The 21,263-nt window shown below is 73.5% G+C and carries 20 protein-coding genes; 18 read left to right on the forward strand and 2 right to left on the reverse strand.

Annotated features, from left to right (window positions below; all coding sequences use genetic code 11):
- Window positions 1-89 precede the first annotated feature (89 nt).
- The 4 genes from ACQ9ZG_RS15705 (at window position 90) to ACQ9ZG_RS15720 (ending at window position 4,440) form a co-directional block, all read left to right on the forward strand.
- The gene (locus ACQ9ZG_RS15705) at window positions 90-857 is read left to right on the forward strand and encodes an SDR family oxidoreductase (RefSeq protein ID WP_499280692.1); all 768 of its coding nucleotides are present in this window, start codon (window positions 90-92) and stop codon (window positions 855-857) included.
- Complete coding sequence (locus ACQ9ZG_RS15710; protein ID WP_109917652.1) at window positions 854-2,140, forward strand: MFS transporter; 1,287 nt, start codon at window positions 854-856, stop codon at window positions 2,138-2,140. The genes ACQ9ZG_RS15705 and ACQ9ZG_RS15710 overlap by 4 nt, the downstream gene beginning before the upstream one ends.
- A gap of 325 nt (window positions 2,141-2,465) precedes the next feature.
- A complete protein-coding gene (locus ACQ9ZG_RS15715) occupies window positions 2,466-3,659 on the forward strand; it encodes an IS701 family transposase (protein WP_206312847.1) in 1,194 nt (397 codons plus the stop codon).
- Window positions 3,660-3,735: 76 nt separating this feature from the next.
- Window positions 3,736-4,440, forward strand: coding sequence for a response regulator transcription factor (locus ACQ9ZG_RS15720; protein ID WP_084994008.1), 705 nt, complete (start codon window positions 3,736-3,738; stop codon window positions 4,438-4,440).
- 87 nt (window positions 4,441-4,527) lie between these two features.
- On the opposite strand, the gene ACQ9ZG_RS15725 is transcribed toward ACQ9ZG_RS15720, so the two are convergent.
- The gene (locus ACQ9ZG_RS15725; RefSeq protein WP_499280694.1) at window positions 4,528-5,292 is read right to left on the reverse strand and encodes a maleate cis-trans isomerase family protein; all 765 of its coding nucleotides are present in this window, start codon (window positions 5,290-5,292) and stop codon (window positions 4,528-4,530) included.
- A 234-nt stretch (window positions 5,293-5,526) separates the two neighbouring features.
- Here ACQ9ZG_RS15725 and ACQ9ZG_RS15730 point away from each other — a divergent pair, with 234 nt between their 5' ends.
- From ACQ9ZG_RS15730 to ACQ9ZG_RS15785, 12 genes are all read left to right on the forward strand, one after another.
- Window positions 5,527-6,681, forward strand: coding sequence for a hydroxymethylglutaryl-CoA lyase-like TIM-barrel protein (locus ACQ9ZG_RS15730; RefSeq protein WP_109915125.1), 1,155 nt, complete (start codon window positions 5,527-5,529; stop codon window positions 6,679-6,681).
- 80 nt (window positions 6,682-6,761) lie between these two features.
- Window positions 6,762-6,950: a lysine biosynthesis protein LysW gene (locus ACQ9ZG_RS15735; protein WP_109915124.1), complete on the forward strand. Its 189-nt coding sequence runs from the start codon at window positions 6,762-6,764 to the stop codon at window positions 6,948-6,950.
- A gap of 1 nt (window position 6,951) precedes the next feature.
- Window positions 6,952-7,806 carry an ATP-grasp domain-containing protein gene (locus ACQ9ZG_RS15740; protein WP_109915123.1) on the forward strand — a complete coding sequence of 285 codons (855 nt, stop codon included), beginning with the start codon at window positions 6,952-6,954 and terminating at the stop codon, window positions 7,804-7,806.
- Window positions 7,803-8,858: an N-acetyl-gamma-glutamyl-phosphate reductase gene (argC, locus tag ACQ9ZG_RS15745; RefSeq protein ID WP_109915122.1), complete on the forward strand. Its 1,056-nt coding sequence runs from the start codon at window positions 7,803-7,805 to the stop codon at window positions 8,856-8,858. The genes ACQ9ZG_RS15740 and argC overlap by 4 nt, the downstream gene beginning before the upstream one ends.
- Window positions 8,855-9,679, forward strand: coding sequence for an amino acid kinase family protein (locus tag ACQ9ZG_RS15750; protein WP_109915121.1), 825 nt, complete (start codon window positions 8,855-8,857; stop codon window positions 9,677-9,679). The genes argC and ACQ9ZG_RS15750 overlap by 4 nt, the downstream gene beginning before the upstream one ends.
- On the forward strand, window positions 9,676-10,239 hold the full coding sequence (locus ACQ9ZG_RS15755; RefSeq protein ID WP_109915120.1) for a type 1 glutamine amidotransferase: 564 nt from the start codon (window positions 9,676-9,678) through the stop codon (window positions 10,237-10,239). Before ACQ9ZG_RS15750 ends, ACQ9ZG_RS15755 begins: the two co-directional genes overlap by 4 nt.
- Window positions 10,240-10,346: 107 nt before the next feature.
- Window positions 10,347-11,504, forward strand: coding sequence for a Glu/Leu/Phe/Val dehydrogenase dimerization domain-containing protein (locus ACQ9ZG_RS15760; protein ID WP_099219389.1), 1,158 nt, complete (start codon window positions 10,347-10,349; stop codon window positions 11,502-11,504).
- A complete protein-coding gene (locus tag ACQ9ZG_RS15765; RefSeq protein ID WP_499280695.1) occupies window positions 11,501-13,384 on the forward strand; it encodes an AMP-binding protein in 1,884 nt (627 codons plus the stop codon). The genes ACQ9ZG_RS15760 and ACQ9ZG_RS15765 overlap by 4 nt, the downstream gene beginning before the upstream one ends.
- Before the next feature lie 266 nt (window positions 13,385-13,650).
- Window positions 13,651-14,964: a pyridoxal phosphate-dependent aminotransferase gene (locus ACQ9ZG_RS15770; protein WP_499280697.1), complete on the forward strand. Its 1,314-nt coding sequence runs from the start codon at window positions 13,651-13,653 to the stop codon at window positions 14,962-14,964.
- Window positions 14,965-14,992: 28 nt separating this feature from the next.
- Window positions 14,993-15,988, forward strand: a complete 996-nt coding sequence (locus ACQ9ZG_RS15775; protein WP_109916152.1) for a fumarylacetoacetate (FAA) hydrolase — start codon at window positions 14,993-14,995, stop codon at window positions 15,986-15,988.
- Window positions 15,989-16,142: 154 nt separating this feature from the next.
- Window positions 16,143-17,549 (forward strand): NtaA/DmoA family FMN-dependent monooxygenase, encoded by a 1,407-nt coding sequence (locus ACQ9ZG_RS15780; protein ID WP_109916151.1) that lies wholly within the window; start codon window positions 16,143-16,145, stop codon window positions 17,547-17,549.
- Window positions 17,550-17,719: 170 nt separating this feature from the next.
- Window positions 17,720-18,973, forward strand: a complete 1,254-nt coding sequence (locus ACQ9ZG_RS15785) for an LLM class flavin-dependent oxidoreductase (protein WP_109916150.1) — start codon at window positions 17,720-17,722, stop codon at window positions 18,971-18,973.
- Window positions 18,974-19,408: 435 nt separating this feature from the next.
- Here ACQ9ZG_RS15785 and ACQ9ZG_RS15790 read toward each other — a convergent pair whose 3' ends face one another.
- Window positions 19,409-19,897, reverse strand: a complete 489-nt coding sequence (locus ACQ9ZG_RS15790) for a hypothetical protein (RefSeq protein ID WP_109914240.1) — start codon at window positions 19,895-19,897, stop codon at window positions 19,409-19,411.
- A gap of 214 nt (window positions 19,898-20,111) precedes the next feature.
- Here ACQ9ZG_RS15790 and ACQ9ZG_RS15795 point away from each other — a divergent pair, with 214 nt between their 5' ends.
- Both ACQ9ZG_RS15795 and ACQ9ZG_RS15800 read left to right on the forward strand, forming a co-directional pair.
- Window positions 20,112-20,471, forward strand: a complete 360-nt coding sequence (locus ACQ9ZG_RS15795) for a PadR family transcriptional regulator (protein ID WP_109914241.1) — start codon at window positions 20,112-20,114, stop codon at window positions 20,469-20,471.
- Window positions 20,468-21,256: a permease prefix domain 1-containing protein gene (locus tag ACQ9ZG_RS15800; protein ID WP_499280698.1), complete on the forward strand. Its 789-nt coding sequence runs from the start codon at window positions 20,468-20,470 to the stop codon at window positions 21,254-21,256. The genes ACQ9ZG_RS15795 and ACQ9ZG_RS15800 overlap by 4 nt, the downstream gene beginning before the upstream one ends.
- Window positions 21,257-21,263 lie beyond the last annotated feature (7 nt).

Consider the following 21,263-nt stretch of genomic DNA (forward strand, 5'->3'; position numbering starts at 1 on the left):
GTCAGGCGGCCCCAAGGTTTCCCGAAGGTTCCCCGAAGCGGCCGGGCGCAGAGTCGTCGCACGGGTGGCACCTGGAGGGAGCGGCAACCATGACCAAGTACGCGCGCAGAAGGGCCCTGGTCGTCGGGGAGGCCACCGGTATCGGACTGGCCATCGCCAAGCGCCTCGTGGAGGGGGGTGCGAGCGTCCTGCTGGCCGCCCGCACCGCCGGGGCGCGCGCCCACGCGGTCACCGAACTCGGCTCCGCCGCCCGGGTCGTGGCCCCGTCCGCCGTGGAAGACGTCCTGGCGGGCGGCACAGGAGCGGACACCGCTGCGCGCACCAGCACCAGCACCAGCACCAGCACCAGCACCAGCACCGATACGCCTACCGGCACCGACCCTGACACCGGCACACGCTCCGGCGCCGCTACGGATACGGGCGCCGCCCCGCGTACCGGCACCGGCCCCCGTACCGCCCCCGGCCTCCGCGTCGATCTCCTCTTCGCCGACGCCATCCCCTCCGCGCGCCCCCTGCTGCCGTACGTCGAGGACGGCGGCGCGATCGTGCTGACCTCCCCGACGCCGTGTCCCGACGCCGTACGGGCGCTCGCCGCCGAACTCGCCGCCCGGGGCATCCGCGTCAACGCCGTGGCCCCGGGCTGTATCGAGGCGCCGGGCTCCGGCGCCGTACCCCTGCCTCCGCTCGGCCGGCTCGGCGCCGCCGAGGAGGTGGCCCGCGCCGCGCTCTTCCTGGCCACCGAGGCCACGTTCACGACGGGGGCCCGGCTCCCCGTGGACGGCGGCCTCGCCCGCCCGTGCACACGACCACCGTCCCCACCCCGACTCCCCTCAGGAAACCTGGAGCACACCCCATGAGCACCGCACCCGACACGGCGCCCGCCTCCTCGGCACCGGACCCGAGGAGCGAGGGCGGGGAGGAGGAGCGGAAGCTCCCCCTCTTCGCCCTGCTGGCCCTCGCCACCGCCGTCTTCATCACCTGCCTCACCGAGACCCTGCCCGCCGGTCTGCTCCCCGCGATGAGCGAGGACCTGCGGGTGAGCCAGTCCGCGACCGGGCAGACGGTCACCGTCTACGCGATCGGCACGGCCCTCACCGCGATCCCGCTCACCGCCGCCACCGCGGGCTGGCAGCGCAAGAAGCTGCTGCTCACGGCCATGGCCGGGTTCGCCCTCGCCAACACCGTGACGGCCGTGTCGTCGGTCTACGAACTGACGATGGTCGCCCGGTTCGTCGCCGGGGTCGCCGCCGGTCTCGCCTGGGCCCTGCTCGCCGGGTACGCCCGCCGCCTCGCCCCCGTCCACCTCCAGGGCAAGGCGATGGCCATCGCCATGGCCGGCATCCCCGTCGCGCTCTCCCTCGGGGTGCCCGCCGGAACGTTCCTCGGGGACTGGCTCGGCTGGCGCGTGGCCTTCCTGTCGATGACCGCGCTCACGGTCGCCCTGCTGGTGTGGATCTTCGCGGGCGTACCGGACTTCCCGGGCCAGGCCCGCGGCGAGCGGCCGAAGCTGCTGCGGACCCTGACCATCCCGGGGGTCTCGCCGGTCCTGTTCGTGACGCTGGTCTTCGTGCTGGCGCACACCATCCTGTACGCGTACATCGCCAGCTACCTCAAGGACCTCGGCCTGGAGGGGCACACCGGCCTGATCCTGCTGGTCTTCGGCGCCGCCTCGCTGGCGAGCATCTGGATCGTCGGCGCGCAGATCAACCGGCGGCTGCGCGGGCTCACCGTCGGCGGCGCGCTCCTGGTCGCCGTCGCCTCGCTGATCCTGGCGGTCCTCTCCGACACCACCGCCCTGGTCTACGCGGCCGCGGTGCTGTGGGGGCTCGGCTGGGGCGGTGTGCCCACCCTCCTCCAGACCGCCGTCGGGGACGCGGGCGGCGAGTCGGCCGACGCGGCGCAGGCCATGCTCGTCACGCTCTGGAACGTCGCGATGGCGGGCGGCGGCATCGTCGGCGGCATCCTGCTCGACACCCTCGGCAGCGAGTCCTTCCCCTGGGCGGTCGTGCTGCTCCTGCTGCCCGTGCTCGCGGTCGTGCTCGCCGCCCGGAAGGCCGGATTCCCCGCCGCGCGGCCGGGCTCCGGGTCGGTGGGGGAACAGGCGGGGGCCGAGGAGGAAGCCGCGGTTCCGGCTTCCTGACCCACCGCACTCCAGCCATGTTCATGATTTGTTGACACTTCACCGGACGGCTCCACGACCCGGTTCCACCACTGGTGGAACCGGGTCGCCCTCTCTCACGCACCCCCAGCCGAAGAGCGTTTTCGCAGGTCACAGGCCGAACTCGCGAAATCGACGGCCGAGCCGGGCAAACTCCGCGCCGAGCGGTACTTTCACCTCGTACTGATGTGCCATGAAGCCATGCGGCCAAAGTGGCCAGGTGGTCGAGGTGGCCAGGTGGTCACTGAGCCACGCGTCCGTGCCGGGCGGTGCGAGCGATGACGAGTACGAGGGGGCGTAGCGTTACATGTCGTCAAGTGAGGTACGCGCGGCCGTGCCGGGCGACGGCGGGTCCACGCAGACGTTGCAGACGTTCATGGACGAGATCTTCCGGGCACTCCGGCGGCCGGAGCAGCGCCGCTGGGCCCAGGCGTATCTGTGGGCCCTGATCCATGGCGCGGGCAAGAAGACACCCCGCACCATGGCGCTGGCGAAACCCTTACCTCCGGCCGCGGCACACGGCCTCCACCGGTTCATCAACGCCAGTCCGTGGGACTGGAATCCGGTACGCCACCGGCTCGCCCGCGAGGTCGCCGCGCGGACGGCACCCCAGGCCTGGACCGTGGCCGAACTCATCATCCCCAAGCGCGGCGAGCACTCGGTGGGCGTGCACCGGCGCGTCGACCCCGCCACCGGACGGACCGTCAACTGCCAGCGCGCGCTGGTGTTCTTCCTCGCCTCGGGCGGCCAGTGCTACCCGGTGGACTGGAGCCTCGTGCTCGGCGGGGCGTGGGACTCGGACCGGGAGCGCAGACGCCGGGCGCGCATCCCCGGCTCCGAGGCCGGGCGCACCCCCGCCGACCATGTGACCGCCTACGCCGCCGAGGCCGCCGCCCACCCCGGGCTCCCGCGTCTGCCCTGGGTCCTGGACCTGACCCGGTGCGACGACGCGGCGGGGGTCCTCGCGGGGCTCGCCCGGCAGCGGGCCGACGTGGTGTGCGAGATCTCCCCGGACCATCTGGTGCTCCTCACCGGGCAGCACACGCCCGTCGCGACCACGGTCGGCGCGCTCATGGAGGTCCGGCACGCCCGGCAGACCCACGTCCTGCTCCGGCAGACGCCCGACGGCGGCGTCCGGCCCGTACCGGTCCACACCTACGCGGGCACGGTGACGGCGGCCCCGCGCCCCGGCAGCGGCGACGACGTGGGCGCACGCCCGTACCGCGTCGTGGAACGCCCCGACCCGGACGGCCGGCAGCCCGCCCGGTACTGGCTCACCACGCTCACCGACCGGCGGGTGGAGGACGTCCTCCGGCTGGCGCGCAGCCACGCCGCGGCCCTCGCCGCCGTCGCCACGCTCCGGCGGCGGTTCGGCGTCCTCGACTTCGAGGGCCGCTCCTTCCCCGGCTGGCACCACCACATGACCATGGCCTCGGCCGCCTACGTCTACCAGCGCCTGTCCGGTGCCCCGGCCACCGCGCTCGCCGGTGCCGCCCCCTGACGTCGGGGCACCACCGGCCGACGTCAGGACTGCGGGAGGACCGCGAGGGCCATGAGCCCCGTGCGGCCGAGGAGACATGGAGGGTGGGCACGTGAGACAGGTACTCGTGGTGGAGCAGGACACCTCCGCCGCAGCGGCCATGGTGACCGATCTGAGACGGCAGGGCTTCACCGCCCGCGCCGTCGCCACCGGGGAGCGGGCGCTGCGGGTGTACGGCGAGGCGGATCTGGTGCTGTTCTCCCTGGAACTGCCCGATATCGACGGACTGGAATTGTGCCGGTCCCTGCGCAACGGCGGCGACACGGCCCTGATAGCGGTCACCGAGGCCGACGCCGAACTGGAACGGGTGCTCGCCCTGCACGCGGGGGCGGACGACTGCGTGGTGAAATCCTGGGGATTCCGGGAGGTCGGGGCCCGCATCGAGGCGGTCCTCCGCCGTTCCCGGCCCCGCCAGTCCCTTCCTGCCACCATTTCCCTGCGCGATCTGCATATCGATCCGCGGCGGCAGGAAGTGCGTCTCGGGGAACGGCTCGTCCCTGTCACATCGAAGGAATTCGAGCTGCTCTACACCCTGGCCGCCACCCCCGATACGGTGGTGACGCGCAAGGAGCTGATGGCCCGGGTCTGGGGCAGCAACTGGGGGCACACCAGCCGCACGATCGACACCCATGTGAGCAGCCTGCGGGCCAAACTCGGCTCCGGCGGCTGGATCATCACCGTCCGGGGCGTGGGCTACCGGATGGGGTACGCCTGGCAGATGCCGGAGACCACCGCCGGCTGAGCACGGGGGCGAGACGGGGGCCGGCTCGGGCCGCCGGGCCTCCAGGCCCCGGGGCGCGCCCGCCCGCACCCGCCCCGGGCCCCGCCGTCACACCGCCGCGGCCGCCCCCTCCAGCCGCCGCAGCAGCGGGTGGTGCGCCTCTCCCCGCGCGCCCGCCACCCGCCGCGCCCACCAGGCCGAGGCGAGGTTCGAGGTCAGCAGGGTGCGGTGCGGATCGCGCCGGGCCAGTTCGGTCAGGGCGGCGAGCGTGCCCATCCCCGTCCCCGTGAAGAGCAGGGCCGTGTCCCCGGGCAGTTCCCGCTCCCGTATCCGCCGCAGGATCGCGTCCGTGGTGACCTCGTACGGGTCGAAGTGCGCGCCCCCATCCGGGCCGGCGGCCTCCGCCGCCGGGACGAGCACCACCCCGTCGACCGTGAGCCCGGCCCGCTCCCAGAAGGCGCGGGAGGTGTCGGTCAGCCACGGCTGGTACGGGGAGACGAGGGTCAGCCGGGTCACCCCGAGCGCCTCGCAGGCCGCCAGGATCGCCTGGGTGGAGGAGCCCACGGGCGCGCCCGCCCGCTCGGACAGCTCCGCGCAGAAGGCCCGGTCGCCCGCCGGCTCCAGCAGGTAGTGCGAGGCGCTGCACGCCACCACGACCGCGTCCAGCCGCAGGGCGCCGAAGCTGCCCAGCAGTTCGGGAAGCACCTCGTTGTACGTCTCCAGCATGGCCCGGAGCCCGGACCCCGGAGTCACCGGGAAGCGGGAGGTGTACACATTCATTCCACCACCGAGCAACTGGTTGAACTCGGGTTCCGCCGTGGGGTTCTCCGGCGGCACGACGACCCCTAGCCGGGGCAGCGAGAAGAGATCCATGGGCGCCACCGTAGGACGCGCGTCACATCGACGGGGGTCGAACGTCCGCTATTTGGCACGGCCGCACACCACCCTTGCACTCCTTTTCCTTCCTGACATTCCCTGACACTCGGCAACACAGCCCTGACACCGCAGACATTGCTCTTTCCGGACGGGCGCCGAAGGATATGGGACAGCGAATACGGCGAATACCCCGATGAACGATCCACAGTTCAGGGAAAAGGAGCGGAGAGAATGACAGCAGAAGGCCCCGAGCAACTGGAGCGGCCGCCCCGGATATCCGATGCCACGCTGCGGGACTCCGCGCACATGGCGGGGGTCGAGTTCGGCCCGGCCGACGCCGCCGCCATCGCGGACCTGCTGGTGCGCACGGGCGTCGAGCTGGTCGAGGTGGGCATGGTCTCCGGACCGGACTCCAAGGACGCCGATCTCGTCCTCGCCACCCATGAGGCGGTCACCCCCGAGCGCAGCATGACGCTCCTGGTCGTCCGCGACCGCCGCCAGGTCGCCCGCGCGCTGGACGAGGCCGAACGGCTGGGCGTGCGCCACATCATGTACTCGATCCCCACCTCCGAGCAGCACGCCCAGCTCAAGCTGGACTCCGCCAGCCCCAAGTTCCTCCAGGCGCTGGCCCGCTCGGCGATCACCCAGGCGAAGGAGCGCGGCTTCCACGTCACCTTCAGCGGCGAGGACGGCGCCCGTACGCCCCGGGAGCGGCTGGTCCCCTATGTGGAGGCGGGGTTCGCGGCCGGGGCCGACCGGTTCCGGCTGGCGGAGACGGTCGCGTACCTCTCCCCCTGGCAGATGCAGGAGGTGATCGCGGACCTCACCGCGATCGACGGCTCCGAGATCGAGATCCACTCGCACAACATGCTGGGCCTGGCCGTCGCCAACTCCCTGGCCGCCGTGCGGGCCGGGGCCCAGTGGATCTCCGCGACCGTCGGCGGGATCGGGGAGCGCGGCGGGAACGCCCCGCTGGCCGAGCTGCTCACCGCGCTCCGGGTCGTCCACGGCGACACCCGGTTCGACCTGACCCACCTCACCGAGCTGTCCCGGATCGCGCTGCGGGGCGCCGGTCTCGGGGAGGCGTTCCAGTCCGGGCCGACCACCCCGCACGCCTTCGCGTACGAACTGCCGGGCCAGCTGAGCCACCCGCACGCGTACGAGACGCTGCCCGCCGAACTCGTCGGCAACCGGCGTGAGTTGCGCGTCCGCACCCGGCTCACCACCGCCCTGGTCCGCTGGGCCCTGGCCGATGCGGCGCCGGACGTCGACGTGGACGCCTTCACGGCGTGGCTGGCCGAGCGGCAGGAGCGGGACGGCCGCCCGCTGCTGGACCGCGACACGATCCGCGAGGCCGCCGCCGGCTTCCGCCCGGTCCCGGCGTAGCCGATCGTCCATCGCCCCCTCTTTTACAGCCGCCTTGACACCCCCCTCCACAACCCGCCTGACAGACAACGGAGTTGACCATGTCCACCGCCACCACCCTGACCGGCGTGTGCCCCGAGTGCGAGACCGACCTGACCATGCCCCCGGTCACCCTGGGCGAGACGCTCTCCTGCCCCGAGTGCATCCTGACCCTCCGCGTCGAGGCCGTCGAGAACGGCCGGCTGACGCTGGAGATGGTCGAGGTGCAGCTGCGCGACTGGGGCCAGTGAGATGAGCGCCCTCCGTCCCGTCGGACTCGTCGCGGACCGGATCGCCTGGGAGGAGCGCCTGCTGATCAAGGCGGCCCCGGACTTCGGCCTCCGGATCGACTGGGTCAACGACGAGGCCCTCTCCCTCGGCCACCCGGACGCCCCGGCGGTCCAGGGGTACGACACCCTCCTCGTCCGCAGCCGCAGCTACACCCGGGGCGGGCTCATCGCCACCCTCGCGGAGGCGGCCGGTGTCCCCACGCTCAACACCGCCCGCGCCATCCACGCCTGCGAGAACAAGGCCGCCCTGCGCGCCCTGCTCCACACGGCGGGCGTGCCGGTCCCCGACCACCGGCTCGTGCTCTCCCGCAAGGACTTCGAGAAGGCGCTGGCCGACCTGCCGCTCCCCCTCGTGCTGAAGCCGGTCTTCGGCGGGATGGGCAAGCGGGTCACGCTGATCCGGCACGCCGACACCGCGCACTCCGTCTACGACTACGTCGAGGACCTGGCCCACGCCTTCGAACAGGCGAGCCTGGTGGAGCCGTATCTCGGCGGCAGTTCGGTGCGGTGCCTGGTGGTGGGGCGGGAGCTGGTCGGGGCGGCGGAGTTCGAGAGCGGCGGCAGCGACTGGCGCAACAACGCGGCCCTCGGCAACAAGAACCGCGCCATCGCCCACGACCCCGACGTCGTCAAGACCGTCGACGGCGTGGTGGACGTCCTCGGTCCCGGGATCTACGGGGTCGACCTCTTCGCCACCCCGGACGGCTACGTCGTCAACGAGGTCAACCACGCCCCCGGCTTCCGGGCCGTGGCCTCCGCCACCGGGGCGGACATCCCCTCGGCCATCGGCCGCTATGTGCAGGAGCTGCTCGCATGATCCGCGCAGGAGTCGTCGGCGCCTCCGGGCTGGCCGGCGGCGAACTCATCCGCCTCATCACCCAACACCCCGAGCTGGAGCTGACGTTCCTCGGCGGCTCCTCCAACATCGGCCGCCGCCCCTCCGAGCTGCACCCCGGCCTCCGGATCGACCGGGGCCTGACCGTGCAGCCGGTCACCGAGGAGGTCGCGGAGAAGGTCGACGTCCTCTTCCTGGCCACCCCGGCGCCGGTCTCCGCCGAGCTGTCCTCGCTGCTCGCGGACCGCGTTCCGGCGATCGTCGACCTCAGCGGCGCGTTCCGCATCCGCACCCCGGAGCTGCACGACCGCTGGTACCCGAAGGTCAGGCGCCGCACCGACCTGGCCGACCGCTTCGTCTACGGCGTACCGGAGTTGATCGGAGACCAGCTCGAGGACGCGGCCCTCATCTCGCTGCCCGGCTGCTATGCCACCGCGATCACCCTGGGCCTGGCCCCGCTCACCCTCGGCCTCGGGCTCGACCTGAAGACGGTCGTCGTGGACGGCAAGAGCGGCTCCAGCGGCGGCGGCATCCAGCTCCGCACATCAGACCTGCACCCCTTCCGGGCCGGGGCCATCGCCCCGTACTCCCCGACCGGCCACCGGCACGCCGCCGAGGTCGGGGACTTCCTGGAACGGAGCAAGCCCGGCACGATCGGGAACCTGACCATGTCGGCGTACGGCGTCCCCAACGTACGGGGGCTGCTGACCAGTTCGTACGTGTTCACCGACGAGAAGGTGGACCAGCGGGAGCTGAACCGGGCCTATCTGCGCTTCTACAAGGGGCGCCCGTTCGTCCGGGTGCGGCGGCACGACGAGACGCTGATCCCGGTGCCCGACCCGCAGGTGGTGCTGGGCTCCAACTACGCCGACGTCACCGTCCTGCTGGACGAGGAGGGCGGGCGGATCGTGGTGCTCGCCGCGCTCGACAACCTGGTCAAGGGGGCGGCGGGGCAGGCCGTGCAGGTGGCGAACCTGCGGTTCGGGCTGCCGGAGGAGACGGGGCTGACACAGCAGCCGGTGATGCCGGCATGAGCACGCCCTCCGCCGTCCCCACGGTGGTCAAGCTCGGCGGCAGCTGCCTGGACGATCTCGACGGCACCTGGTGGGACGACCTGGCCCGGCACGGCCGGGGGCGGCCCCTGGTCCTCGTCCACGGCTGGTCCAAGCCGCTGAAGAGGCTCGACCCCCGCTACAGCGAACCGTCGGCCATCCTCCGCGACCGGTACGGCAACCAGAGCCGGTGGACCACGCCCGAGGTCATCGACGACATCAAGACCGTCAGCGCCGTCCTGGCCGAGGACGTCCTCGCCCGGCTGGAGCGCCGGGGCATCGCCGCCGAGCGGCTGCTCGGCAGCGACGGCCTGGTCGGCGCGGGCGAGGGCGAGCGCTGGTGGTGGCGGGAGAAGCAGCTCGTCGAGCTGGAGAACCTGGTCGGCCCGATCACCGGTGTCGACCCGGCCCCGCTGAAGAACCTCCAGCCGGGCCACGCCTACCTCGTCACCCCGCTCGCCCGGAACGCGGCGGGCCAGGAGGTCAACACCGACGCCGACCGGGCCGCCGCCGCCATCGCCGGAGCCACCGGCGCGTCCGACCTGGTCCTGGTCACCGACGTCGCCCATCTGCTCATCGACGAGCAGCCGGTACGCCGGATCAGCGCCCGGGACGCCGCCGCCTTCCGCGACAAGGGAGCCCGGGGCGGAATGCGCAAGAAGCTGCGGGCGGCGGGCGAGGCCCTGGAACGCGGGGTCGAGCGGGTCGTCATCGGCAGCGCCGCCGTCACGGAGCTGCTGGACGGCACGACCGGCACGGTGATCACCGATACACATGCCTCCGGGGAAGGAGCGGGCGCATGAGCAGGTCCCGCGTTCTGGTCGTCAACAACGGAACCCTGTCGCTCAGGCAACTCCGGTCCCGGTTCGAGGAGTTGGGATCGGACACGGAGGCGGTCGACGCGGCCTCCGTCCCCGCCCGGCTGAACGGCCGCTACCAGGCGATCGTGCTGAGCGGCACCAAGGTGCGCGCGTACGACAGCGAGTTCTACAAGCCTCTGATCGACCTGGTGACGACAGCGGACGTACCGGTCTTCGGTATCTGCGGCGGCATGCAGATCCTCGCCGTCGCGGCCGGCGGCCGGCTGGCCGAGGGACCGCAGCGGGTCGGCGGCCACGAGGCGCAGGTGGACACGGAGGAACCGCTCTTCGCCTACGTGAAACCGACGGTCACCGTCTTCCACCGCCACACCCTCTACCTCCGGGAAGCCCCGGCGGGCTACCGCTCGATCGGCCGCTCCGAGCACGCGCCCGTGGAGTTCCTCCGCTCGGACGACGGCCGCGTCCACGGCGCCCAGGCCCACCTGGAGTTCCGCAAGGACGGCCTGGAGATCCTGCGGGGCTTCGCGCAGCTCTACCAGTGACCCGGGCCTCCTTCCACCGCCCCTTCGTCTCCCCGCCCCTTCGTCTCCCCGCCCCTTCGTCTCCCCGCCCCTTCGTCTCCGTCTCCGTACAGAACAAGGACTTCACCATGAGCGCAGCAGGAGCAGCAGGAACAGCAGTGCCGGATGAACCGCAGGACCCCGCCCTCACCGTCCATCTCAACGGCAGCGGCGGGGCCGTCAAGGGCTGGGTGGTGGTCGACACGCTCGTCGACGGCCTGGCGATGGGCGGCACCCGGATGACCACCGGGGTGAGTGAGGAGGAAGTCGCGGGCCTGGCCCGGGACATGACCGAGAAGTTCACCCTCGCCGGACTGCGGATCGGCGGTGCCAAGGCCGGGATCGTGGCCGACGGTACGAACTCCGGGGGCGCGGCGCGCGAGGAGACCTTCCGCACCTTCGGCCGCACGGTGAAGCCGCTCCTGCACGGCGGCATCCACCTGGGCATCGACATGGGCGTCACCCCCGCCGACCGGGCCGTCTTCTTCGAGGAGGCGAGGTACGACCCCCGCTACCGGCTCGGCGCACCGGACATGCCGATCGACTGGCGTACGTACTACGAGCCCCTGATCGACGCCACCGGCCACGGGGTCGGGGTCGCCGCGATCACCGCCCTGGAGGCGAGCGGCCGCACCGAACCGGCCCGGGTCGTGGTGCAGGGGTTCGGCGCGGTGGGCCGGGCGGTGGCGCGGTTCCTGGAGGACCGGGGCCACATCGTCGTCGGCATCGCGGACATCGAGGGCACGATCAGCGCGGACCGGCTCCCGGTGGCCGAACTCGTCGCGATCACCGACCGGTTCGGGGCCATCGACCGCACCCGGCTGCCGCAGCACGTCACGCTCTCCGCCGAACCGGACGCCTGGCTCGACGTGGACGCGGACATCCTGATCCTGGCCGCGCAGAAGTACGCGATCAACGCCGAGAACGCCCACCGGCTGCGGGCCGGCCTGGTGGTGGAGGGCGCCAACCTCGCCTCCAGCGCGGCGGCCAAGGAGAAGGTGGCCGCCTCCGGGGCCGCCCTGGTCCCGGGCGTGATCGCCAACATCGGCGGCGCGGCATCGGCCGCCCTGGCCGTCACCCGGGTCGTCCCGTTCGACCTGGAGGCGCAGGCCCGTAAGGCGTGGGTCTTCGACTGGGTCGGTGACCGGGTCCGGCAGAACACCCGGGACCTGCTGGAGATCGCCGCCTCCCGCGCGGGCGACCCGCTGCCGGAGCTGCTCGCGGTCCGCCGGAAGGAGCGCGGATGAGCACGGCGGCGAGGGAGCGGCCGGCGCCTGTGGGGGCGGCTGCGGAGACGGCTGTCGCGCAGGAGCGCGCCGCCGAGTACCACCGCCGGGGCTGGTGGCGGTCGGAGACCTTCCTCGACGACCTGCACCGGCAGGCGCGCGAGCGCCCGCACCACCTGGCCATCGCGGGCCGCCGCATCGCGGAGTCCCGTACGGACGCCCTCACGTACGCCGAACTGAACCGGCTCACCGACCGGTTCGCCCTGGCTCTGCTCGAACTGGGCGTACAGCGGGGCGACTTCGTTGCCGTACAGCTGCCCAACCGGTGGGAGATGGTGCCGCTGATCTTCGCCTCGATCCGGGTCGGCGCGGTCATCATCCCGATCTCGCCCATCTGCACGGAGGTGGAGCTGCGCCACCGCCTCTCCCTCACCGAGGCGCGGGTGTGCGTCACGCTCCCCGAGTGGGCGGACACCCCGCTGGCCGCGATCGCGACGCGGCTGAAGGCCGAACTCCCCTCGCTGGAGCATGTGCTGGTGGTGGACGGGCCGCCGCCCGAGGGCGCGCTCCCCTTCCACGACCACTTCGTGGCCCGGGAGCGGGAGGCCTGGAAGGGCGCCACCGCCCGGCTGGAGGGGCTGGCGCTCGGCGCGGACGACCCGTTCGTGGTGCTGTTCACGTCCGGCACCACGGGTCTGTCCAAGGGGGTTCTGCACAGCCCGAACACGGTCCACTCGGCCGTACGCGGGTATGTGGACGCGTTCGGGGCCGCCGACGGGACGGGCGGGGACTGGGTGGCGGCCGTCTCCACGCCGCTCGTCCACTACTCCGGGTTCGCGCAGGGCGTCCTGGCCGGGGTGATGCTGGGCGGCACCGTCGCCTTCCAGGACGTCCGCCGCAACGAGGCGCTGCTCGACCTGGTCGAGCGGTACGGGGCGACCCTGCTCTACGGGCCGCCTGCCACCCTCGCCGACGTGGCCGCCGCGCAGCGGGCGGAGCGGCGGGACACCGGCACGCTGCGGCATGTGGTGATCGGGTCGGCGCCGGTGCTCCAGGAGCTGGCCGACGAGGTCCACGAGACGCTGGGCGCCCGCGCCCACTCGCTCTGGGGCATGTCGGAGAACGGGCCGGTGACCACCACCCGCCCCGAGGACCCGGAGGGCTGGGCGGCCCGCAGCAACGGCCACGCCATCGACGCGATGGAGACCCGGATCGAGGCCTCGGAGGCGTACGGGGCTTCGGGGGCGGACAAGGCTCCCGGGGCGGCCGAGGTCTCCGGGACGGCCGGGGTCTCCGGGGCTGCCGGGGTGCGCGGGGCTGTCGGGGTCTCCAGGGCTGCCGAGGCGCACGGGGCTGCCGGGGCCGGGGGGCGCGAGGGCGGGGGGCGCGAGGGGGAGGCCGAGCACCCCGTGGGGCGGCTCAAGGTGCGGGGCGCGTCGCTCGCGCTCGGGTACCACCGGCGCCCCGAGGCGTTCGCGGCCGAGCTGGACGCGGACGGCTGGTTCGACACGGGCGACCTCGCCCGGGACGACGGCCGGGGCGGCATCCGCATCATCGGCCGGGCCCGGGACGCGGTCCTGCGGGACGGCCGGGTGGCGCCGATGACCGAGCTGGAGGCGGTGATCGGCAGCCACCCGAGGGCGGAGGAGGCCGCGCTGGTGGGTCTGGAGGCCGCCGGAGGGGAGGGGCACGGCACCGTGATCGTCGCCGTGGTCGTCCCGCGCGGCGGGCGGGGACCGACGCTCGACGAGGTCCGGGACCGGATCACGGCGGCGGGCCACGACGCCCTCTTCCTCCCCGACCGGGTGGAACTCGTCCCCGCCCTCCCCAAGACCCTCACGGGCAAGGTCCGCAAGGCGGAACTGCGGGAGCGGTACGCGACGCCCGCCCACCCCGCCTGACCGCTGGACACCCCACCCCGACCGCTGGAGCCCCCATGCCCGAACCCCCGCCCCCGACCGCCTCCCGGCCCGCCCCGACCGCCTCGGACGCCCCGGCCGCCTCCGGGCCCGCCACGGCCACCGCGCACGCCCGGACCACCGGGCGAACCATCCGGGAAACCACCGGGGAATCCCCGCCGGAAGCCACGCGGGAAGCCGCCGGACACCCCACCGACACAGCCCCTGCCCCTACCCCCAGCCCCGTCTCCGCCCCCGTCCTCGTCCCCATGTCCGCCACCCTCGCCGCCGACGAGGCCCTGGCCCGCCGCCGGGCGGCCGGGGAGCGGGTCCTGTCGATGGCCAGCGGGGAGATCGGCCTGCCCGTCCTCCCCGCCCTCGCGGACCGGCTCGCGGCGGCGGCCACCGAGAACGCGTACGGCTCCGTCCCCGGCAGCCCCGCCCTCCGCACCGCCGTCGCCGGGTACTGGGAGCGGCGCGGTATGCCCGTCGACCCGGACCTCGTCGTGGCCGGACCGGGCAGCAAGTCGCTGCTCTTCGCCGTGCTGCTGGCCATCGGCGGGGACGTGATCGTGCCCGTGCCGAGCTGGGTGAGCTACGCGGCCCAGGCGCGGCTGGTCGGGGCGCGCCCCATCCCCGTACCGATCCGGCCGGGACAGGGCGGGGTGCCCGATCCGGCGCGGCTGCGGGAGGCGGTCGCCGACGCCCGGGCGTCCGGGCGACGCCCCCGGGCGGTGATCGTGACCGTGCCGGACAACCCGACGGGGACGGTCGCGTCGGAGGCGACCGTACGGGAGTTGGCGGCGGCAGCCCGCGAACTGGACCTGATCGTCGTCTCCGACGAGATCTACGGCGACCTGGTCTACGACGGCTCCGCCCCGGCCGTCTCCCCCGCCCTGCACGCCCCCGAGCGGACCGTCGTGACCACCGGGCTCACCAAGAACCTGGCGGTGGGCGGCTGGCGCACCGGCGTGGCCCGGCTGCCCGACGGCGAGCCGGGACGCGCCCTGCACACCCGGCTGGTCGCGGTGGCCAGCCAGATCTGGTCGAGTCCGCCCGCGCCGGTGCAGGCGGCGGCGGCGTACGCGTTCGGGGAGCCGCCGGAGGTCGTCGAGCGGGTCGCGGCGAGCCGGCGGCTGCACGAGACGGTGGTGCGCGCGGTCGCCGCCCGCTTCACGGCCGTGGGCGCGAAGCTGCACCCCGTGGCGGCGACCTGCTACCTCTACCCGGACTTCGAGCCGCTGCGGGACCACCTGGCCGACGCGCACGGCGTGCACGACGGGGACGCTCTGGCCGCGCTGTTCTCCGAGCGGTACGGGATCGGCGTCCTGCCCGCGAGCGCGTTCGGGGAGTCCGGCCGGCCGCTGCGGATCCGGGCCGCGACCAGCCACTTCTACGGCGAGACCGCCGAGCGGCGGACGGCGGCGCTGGAGGCGGCCGATCCGCTGGCCCTGCCGTGGATACGGGAGTCCGTCGACCGGGTCGGCGAGGCCCTGGCCGACCTGACGGGCCGGGCGGACCTGGCGGGCCCAGCCGACCTGACAGGGGCGCAGGTCCCCTCCGCTCTCGCCCCGCACCCCTGATGTACCCCAACTCACCCACGTACCACTGATGTCAGAGGAGTCACCCGTGTCCCACCCGCACCCCCATTCCCACCTTCCCGTCCTCTTCGAGGCGCTGTACGACGGCGAACGGTACGTCGGCTTCGGCCACCCCGAGGAGGGGGGCGAGCAGACCCTGCACCGGGTGGAGGACGGCCGGGTCGCCGCCGCCTTCATCGCCACCGACGGCTCGGAGGAGGCCCTGCGCGCCGCGCTCACCGAGGGGTCCGCGAGCATCACCGTCACCGCCGGGGACCCGGGGCTCCGGCTGCTGCCGCCGCTCCTTCCGCAGGCCACGGGCAACGCCCTGCTGAGCGGGTTCATGGGCACGCACAAGAAGAAGTGGGGCGGCGAAACGGCCCCGGAGGACGGCGAGTTCACCCCGCCGAAGTGGTTCTTCAAGGGGTTCGGGGAGTGGGTGAAGCTGCCCGGCGAGGACCTGAACGTGCCCGCGCGCCCGGTCGCCCTGATCGAGGAGCCGGAGGTGGCGCTCGTCTACGTCAACGATGCGGACGGCACCCCGCACTACGCGGGCTACACCTTCGGCAACGACCTGTGCGACATCGGCCTGCACCGCCAGGACCCGGGCTACAACCCGTACTGCAAGCTGTGCGACACCGCCCTCACCCCGTGGCTCTTCCTCGGCCCGCCGCCGCGCACGGTGACCGGCCGGGTCACCATCGTCCGGGACGGCGCGACGGCCTGGGAGGGCCCGTTCGACTGCGGCGACGACGCCCTCTACTACCGGGTGCGGGACATGGCGGACCACCTGTTCACGTTTCCCGCCGTACGGCGGCCCGGTCTCGTCAACTACGTCCTGCTCGGCGCCGACGAGGCGAGCTTCCACGACGGGTTCCGGATCGCGGACGGCGACCGGATCGCGATCGACGTGAAGAGCCACGGGGTCGCCTTCGAGAACCGGGTGCGCTACGTCTCCCCCACCCCGTCCGCGACGCCTTCCGCCGCCTCGGCCCCCGCTGCGGCCGCTCCTGTCACCACGGCATGAACTCCTCGTGAAACAGACCGGGTTGACCTGGGCAGACGCCGCTCTGCCCAGGCACGCTCGGTACGGCACACCGCCACCCCCCACTCCCGTCCCACTCCCGTCCCCGCACCCGACCCACCACCCGCTGCCGGACTTCGCAGGAGGAGACCGCACCGTGCCCGCCACCACCAAGAAACAGGTGCATCTCGCAGCCCAGCTGCCCGGCATCCACAATGTGACCGTCTGGTCGGACCCGCGCTCCGAGAGCCAGATCGCCATCGACTCCTTCATCCGGCTCGCGCAGACCATCGAACGCGGCAAGTTCGACTTCTTCTTCCTCGCCGAGGGGCTGCGGCTGCGCGAACACAAGGGGCGGGTCTACGACCTGGACATCGCGGGCCGCCCGGAGAACCTCACCGTGCTCAGCGCCCTCGCCGCCGTCACCACGCACCTGGGTCTGGCCGCCACGGTCAACGCCACCTTCAACGAGCCGTACGAGGTGGCGCGCCGGTTCGCCACCCTGGACCGGCTCAGCGGCGGCCGGGCCGCCTGGAACGTGGTGACCAGCTACGACGCGTTCACCGGCGAGAACTTCCGCCGGGGCGGCTTCCTCCCGGAGGCCGACCGCTACACCCGGGCCGCCGAATTCCTCACCGCCTCCCGGACGTTGTGGGACAGCTGGGCCGGGGGCGACCTGAAGGCCGACGCGTCGACGGGTGAGTTCACCGCCGCCGGCGCGGGCCGCTTCGCCCACCGGGGGCGGCACTTCGACATCTCCGGCCGGTTCACCACGCCGGCCGGCCCGCAGGGTCACCCGGTGATCATCCAGTCCGGGGAGTCCGACGCGGGCCGGGAGTTCGCCGCGTCCGACGCCGAGGTCATCTTCAGCAAGCACAACCGGATCGACGTCGCCCGGGAGTTCTACCGGGACGTGAAGCGGCGGCTCGCCGCCTACGGCCGGAGCCCCGACGACCTGCTGATCCTGCCCACCGCCAACGCGGTCGTCGCGGACACCGACGAGGAGGCGGCGGCCTACGCGGAGGAGATCAGCCGCGACCTGGTCAGCCCGCAGACCGCGATCGCCCACCTGGAGGCGGTCTGGGGCCGTGACCTCTCCGCCTACGACCCGGACGGGCCGCTGCCCGACATCGAGCCCGAGGACGACGCCCACTTCCTGAAGGGGCACTCGGTCTTCCGCAAGGGCCGGGCGGAGACGGCCCGGCAGTGGCGCAAGCTCGCGGAGGAACGGAACTTCTCCATCCGGGAGCTGGTCATCGAGGTCGGCGGACGCCAGACGTTCGTCGGCAGCCCGCAGACGGTCGCCGACGCCATCGACGACTACGTGCAGAGCGAGGGCGCCGACGGCTTCGTCCTCGTCCCCCATCTCACCCCCGGCGGGTTGGACGACTTCGTGGACCGGGTGGTGCCGATCCTCCAGGAGAAGGGCGTCCACCGCGACGACTACACCGGCACCACCCTCCGCGACCACCTGGGCCTGTCCGGCGCACCCCGCCCGACCGGCTGGGGCGGCCCCGGACAGCCCCTGCGCTCCGGGCGCGACGACAAGGAGATACCCGCATGACCGGCACGACGGGCTCAAGGGACGCGAACGGCACGGGAGCGACGTCCGGCTCAAGGGCCTCGGAGGATACGAGAGCCGCGACGGCCACAAGGCCCACGGAGGGCGCACGAGCCACCACGCGTACGAGGGCCACGACGGGTACGAGGGCCACGGAGGGCACCACGACCGGCGTGACGAGCCCTGTCGGCGCCCCAGGAGGGACCGCCTCCGGCACCACCGCCGCTCCCCTCCACCTGGCCGTCGCACTCGACGGTGCGGGCTGGCACCCGGCCGCCTGGCGCGAGTCGGGGGCCCGCCCCGGCGAACTGCTCGACGCCCCCTACTGGACCGACCTGGTCACCGAGGCCGAACGCGGCCTGCTCGACTTCGTCACCTTCGAGGACGCGCTCGGCCTCCAGTCCGCCGCCTTCCACCTGCCCGACGACCGCACCGACCAGGTCAGGGGCAGCATCGACGCCGTCCTGCTCGCCGCCCATCTCGCCCCGCTCACCACGCACATCGGCCTGGTCCCGACCACCAACGTCACCCACACCGAACCCTTCCACCTCGCCATCGGCATCGCCACGCTCGACCACGCGAGCCGGGGCCGGGCCGGCTGGCGCCCGCAGATCGCCTCCCGCGCCGCCGACGCCGCCCACTTCGGCCGCCGCACCACCCCCCAGCTCACCGAGGACGACGTCACCGACTCGGAGCGGATCTCCCAGCCGCTGCGCGCGCTCTTCACGGAGGGCGCGGAGGTGGTGGAGGCGGCACGCCTGCTCTGGGACAGCTGGGAGGACGGAGCGGAGATACGGGACGCGGCGACAGGCCGGTTCCTGGACCGGGACAAGGTCCACCACATCGACTTCCGGGGCACCGACTTCAGCGTGAAGGGCCCGTCCATCACCCCGCGCACCCCCCAGGGCCAGCCGCCGGTGGTGAGCCTCGCGCACGCCCCCGTCCCGTACGAGTTCGCCGCGCTCGGCTCCGACGTCGTCGCCGTCACCCCGCACGGCCGGGCGGACGCGGCGGCGATCCTCGCCCAGGTCGCGGAGGCGGTGGAGCGCACCGGCCGGGACCTGGCGGACCGCCCCCTGCGCACCTTCGCCGACCTCATCGTGCTCCTCGACGACGAACCGGGCGCGGCGGCCCGCCGCAAGGCCCGCCTGGACGAGGTGGCCGGGTCCGAACTCGCCTCCGACGCCGAGATCTTCACCGGCACCCCCGCCGAACTGGCCGACCTGCTCCTCGACTGGCGCTCCACCGGCCTGGACGGTTTCCGCCTCCGCCCGGCCGTCCTCCCGCACGACCTCACGGCGATCACCCGGGGCCTGGTCCCGGAGCTGCAACGGCGCGGGGTGTTCCGTACGGAGTACACCTCCACCACCCTCCGCGGCCACCTGGGCCTCACCCGCCCGGCCAGCCGCTACGCAAAGGCAGGCTGACGCGCCCCCGGCCGAGGAGCCCGGCACCCGGCCCGGAGCCTGATACCCGGGCCGGAGCCTGATACCCGGGCCGGGAGCCCGAGGTCTTCGCCGGGGCCCCGAGGCCTTCTGCGGCTGCCTGGTGCCTCCGGCCGGAAGGGTCGCCTTTGGCCAGAGGCAGACACCTCCGGCCAGAGAGACTGCCGTCCCAACTCGACGCCTTCGGCTGGAGCCGGCGGCTCGGTCCGTGGGCCGGCCGCTTCGGTCCGGGGCCAGGCGCCCGGGTCCGGGACCCGGCGCTCGATCCAGGGCCCGGCGCAGTCGCCAGGCCCGTCAGCCCCATCGGCCTTGCCAGCCCCGCCGGCCCCATCGGCCCTGCCACCCCCATCGGCCTTGCCAGCCCCGCCGGCCCTGTCGGCCCTGCCACCCCATCGGGCCGTCGGCCCCGCCAGCCCGTCAGGCCCCCGTCGTCGACCCGGGCCGCACGATCATCAGCACGACGACCGTGGCCCAGAGCAGGTTGAATATCCCGGTGGTCATGGCAAGCCGCCCCGCCGCCGCCCGCCGCTCGGCCGCCGTCCCTTCCTCCTCCCCCAGGAGTTCCCGCTGCCCGGGGAGGACCATCGCCATCAACACGGCGGCGGCGACCGTCGTCAGCACGATCGACACGAGCAGCCAGGCATCCCCCAGCACCCCCATCTGCGCCCCGGTGGCGAGGCCGAGGACGGGCACGGCGATACCGACCATCGCGTACACCCGGCAGATCTTGTGCAGGAAGGCCGCCGTCCGCAGATCGTGGTCACCCGCGCCCGTCCCGCCGCCCGCGCCCGTCCCGCCGGGCGCGGGCGGCCTGGCGTAGCGGGGAAACATCGAGGCCGCGACCGTGACCGGCCCGACCGCCAGGATCGACGCCAGGACGTGCAGCGAGAGCAGCAACTTGGTCACAGGGGTCCCTTTCGGAGATGGCGGAAGTGACAGAGACGCCGGAGGCGCGGAGCAAGGGATCGACGGCCGGGGCACGGCCGAGCGCCCCATACATTGGCTGCCAACGCATTCGGTACGCATAGAACTAGCACGCCCAGCGCTCGAATAGGTAGGCCGCCTACATATTCACCCCACTTCTGGCCACCCCCTCCCCTCACCTGTAGGCTGCCTACGCATGAGGCAGGATGCGGTACGCGGACATCTGGACGGTCTCCTTCTGGCGGTTCTCGAACCGGCTCCGCTGCACGGGTACGCGATCATCACCGCGGTCCAGCAGCGCAGCGGCGGGGCGCTCGAACTGCGGACCGGCACGATCTACCCGGCGCTGAACCGGCTGGAGCGGCTGGGCCTGCTGCGCAGCAGCTGGGAGGCGGAGGGCGGACGCAAGCGCCGCTGCTACGCCCTGACGGACGCGGGCGCGCGCTTCCTGGCCGACGAGCGCACGGCCTGGCAGGACTTCACCGCCGCGATCGGCGCGGTCCTCAACCCGGTCTCCCCCCACCCGCACGGCTCGCCGCACGGACAGAGCGCATGACCGGCAGCGCTCCGAGCAACAGCCCCGTTGGCTGCGGGGACGACGGCGGCGGCCACAGCAGCGACGACGACACCAACGACAGCCACAACAACGGCAGCAGCAACAGCGACCTCGTCGACGGCTTCGTCGAGGAGTACGTCACCGAGCTGGACGCCCTCCTGCGCGGCCCCGCCCGCGCCAAGTCCCGCCTGGTCGAGGAGGTGCGCGACGGGCTGACGGAGACCGTGACGGCCCACCTCCGCGAGGACGAGCCGTACGAGCGGGCGGTCCACCGGGCGGTGGCGGAGTTCGGCTCGGCGCGGGAGCTGGCGGAGAGCTTCCAGCGCGAACTGACCGTCGCCCAGGCCCGGCACACGGCCCGTGCCGTCGCCCTGAGTGCCCCCTTTCTGCTCGCGTGCTGGTTCCTGGTACAGCGGCTGGGCAGCCCGCAGGAGGCCGCGTCGGTGCCCCGGGCCGCGCAGTTGCTGGCGACGAACCTGGCCACGGTGGCGGGCGTGGCGGTCCTCCTGGCCGCGGCCACTCTGGCGGCGACCGGCACACTGGCCCGGCACCTCCCCGTCCCGAACCGGCTGCCCCTCACGGTGGCCTGGGCGGGCACCGCGTCGAGCGTCTCCATGGCGGTGGCGGCCCTGGCCCTCGCCACCGCGTCGGTCCTCGCGGAGAACTGGCCGCTGACGGCGGCGGCCTGCGCACTGGCCGCCGCCTCCCACGCCGTCGTCGCCGGCTCGGCCCGCGCCTGCCGCCGGTGCGCCCGGCTGCCGTCGGACGCGCCCGCCCTCCCTTGAGCGGAAT

The sequence above is a fragment of the Streptomyces araujoniae genome, assembly GCF_050871195.1.
GTDB classification, from domain to species: Bacteria; Actinomycetota; Actinomycetes; order Streptomycetales; family Streptomycetaceae; genus Streptomyces; species Streptomyces bacillaris.

Coding starts and splice junctions, on each gene's coding strand:
- ACQ9ZG_RS15705 (WP_499280692.1), top strand. CDS start 90: ATGACCAAGTACGCGCGCAGAAGGGCCCTGGTCGTCGGGGAGGCCACC.
- ACQ9ZG_RS15710 (WP_109917652.1), top strand. CDS start 854: ATGAGCACCGCACCCGACACGGCGCCCGCCTCCTCGGCACCGGACCCG.
- ACQ9ZG_RS15715 (WP_206312847.1), top strand. CDS start 2,466: ATGTCGTCAAGTGAGGTACGCGCGGCCGTGCCGGGCGACGGCGGGTCC.
- ACQ9ZG_RS15720 (WP_084994008.1), top strand. CDS start 3,736: ATGGAGGGTGGGCACGTGAGACAGGTACTCGTGGTGGAGCAGGACACC.
- ACQ9ZG_RS15725 (WP_499280694.1), bottom strand. CDS start 5,292: ATGGATCTCTTCTCGCTGCCCCGGCTAGGGGTCGTCGTGCCGCCGGAG.
- ACQ9ZG_RS15730 (WP_109915125.1), top strand. CDS start 5,527: ATGACAGCAGAAGGCCCCGAGCAACTGGAGCGGCCGCCCCGGATATCC.
- ACQ9ZG_RS15735 (WP_109915124.1), top strand. CDS start 6,762: ATGTCCACCGCCACCACCCTGACCGGCGTGTGCCCCGAGTGCGAGACC.
- ACQ9ZG_RS15740 (WP_109915123.1), top strand. CDS start 6,952: ATGAGCGCCCTCCGTCCCGTCGGACTCGTCGCGGACCGGATCGCCTGG.
- argC (WP_109915122.1), top strand. CDS start 7,803: ATGATCCGCGCAGGAGTCGTCGGCGCCTCCGGGCTGGCCGGCGGCGAA.
- ACQ9ZG_RS15750 (WP_109915121.1), top strand. CDS start 8,855: ATGAGCACGCCCTCCGCCGTCCCCACGGTGGTCAAGCTCGGCGGCAGC.
- ACQ9ZG_RS15755 (WP_109915120.1), top strand. CDS start 9,676: ATGAGCAGGTCCCGCGTTCTGGTCGTCAACAACGGAACCCTGTCGCTC.
- ACQ9ZG_RS15760 (WP_099219389.1), top strand. CDS start 10,347: ATGAGCGCAGCAGGAGCAGCAGGAACAGCAGTGCCGGATGAACCGCAG.
- ACQ9ZG_RS15765 (WP_499280695.1), top strand. CDS start 11,501: ATGAGCACGGCGGCGAGGGAGCGGCCGGCGCCTGTGGGGGCGGCTGCG.
- ACQ9ZG_RS15770 (WP_499280697.1), top strand. CDS start 13,651: ATGTCCGCCACCCTCGCCGCCGACGAGGCCCTGGCCCGCCGCCGGGCG.
- ACQ9ZG_RS15775 (WP_109916152.1), top strand. CDS start 14,993: ATGTCAGAGGAGTCACCCGTGTCCCACCCGCACCCCCATTCCCACCTT.
- ACQ9ZG_RS15795 (WP_109914241.1), top strand. CDS start 20,112: ATGAGGCAGGATGCGGTACGCGGACATCTGGACGGTCTCCTTCTGGCG.
- ACQ9ZG_RS15800 (WP_499280698.1), top strand. CDS start 20,468: ATGACCGGCAGCGCTCCGAGCAACAGCCCCGTTGGCTGCGGGGACGAC.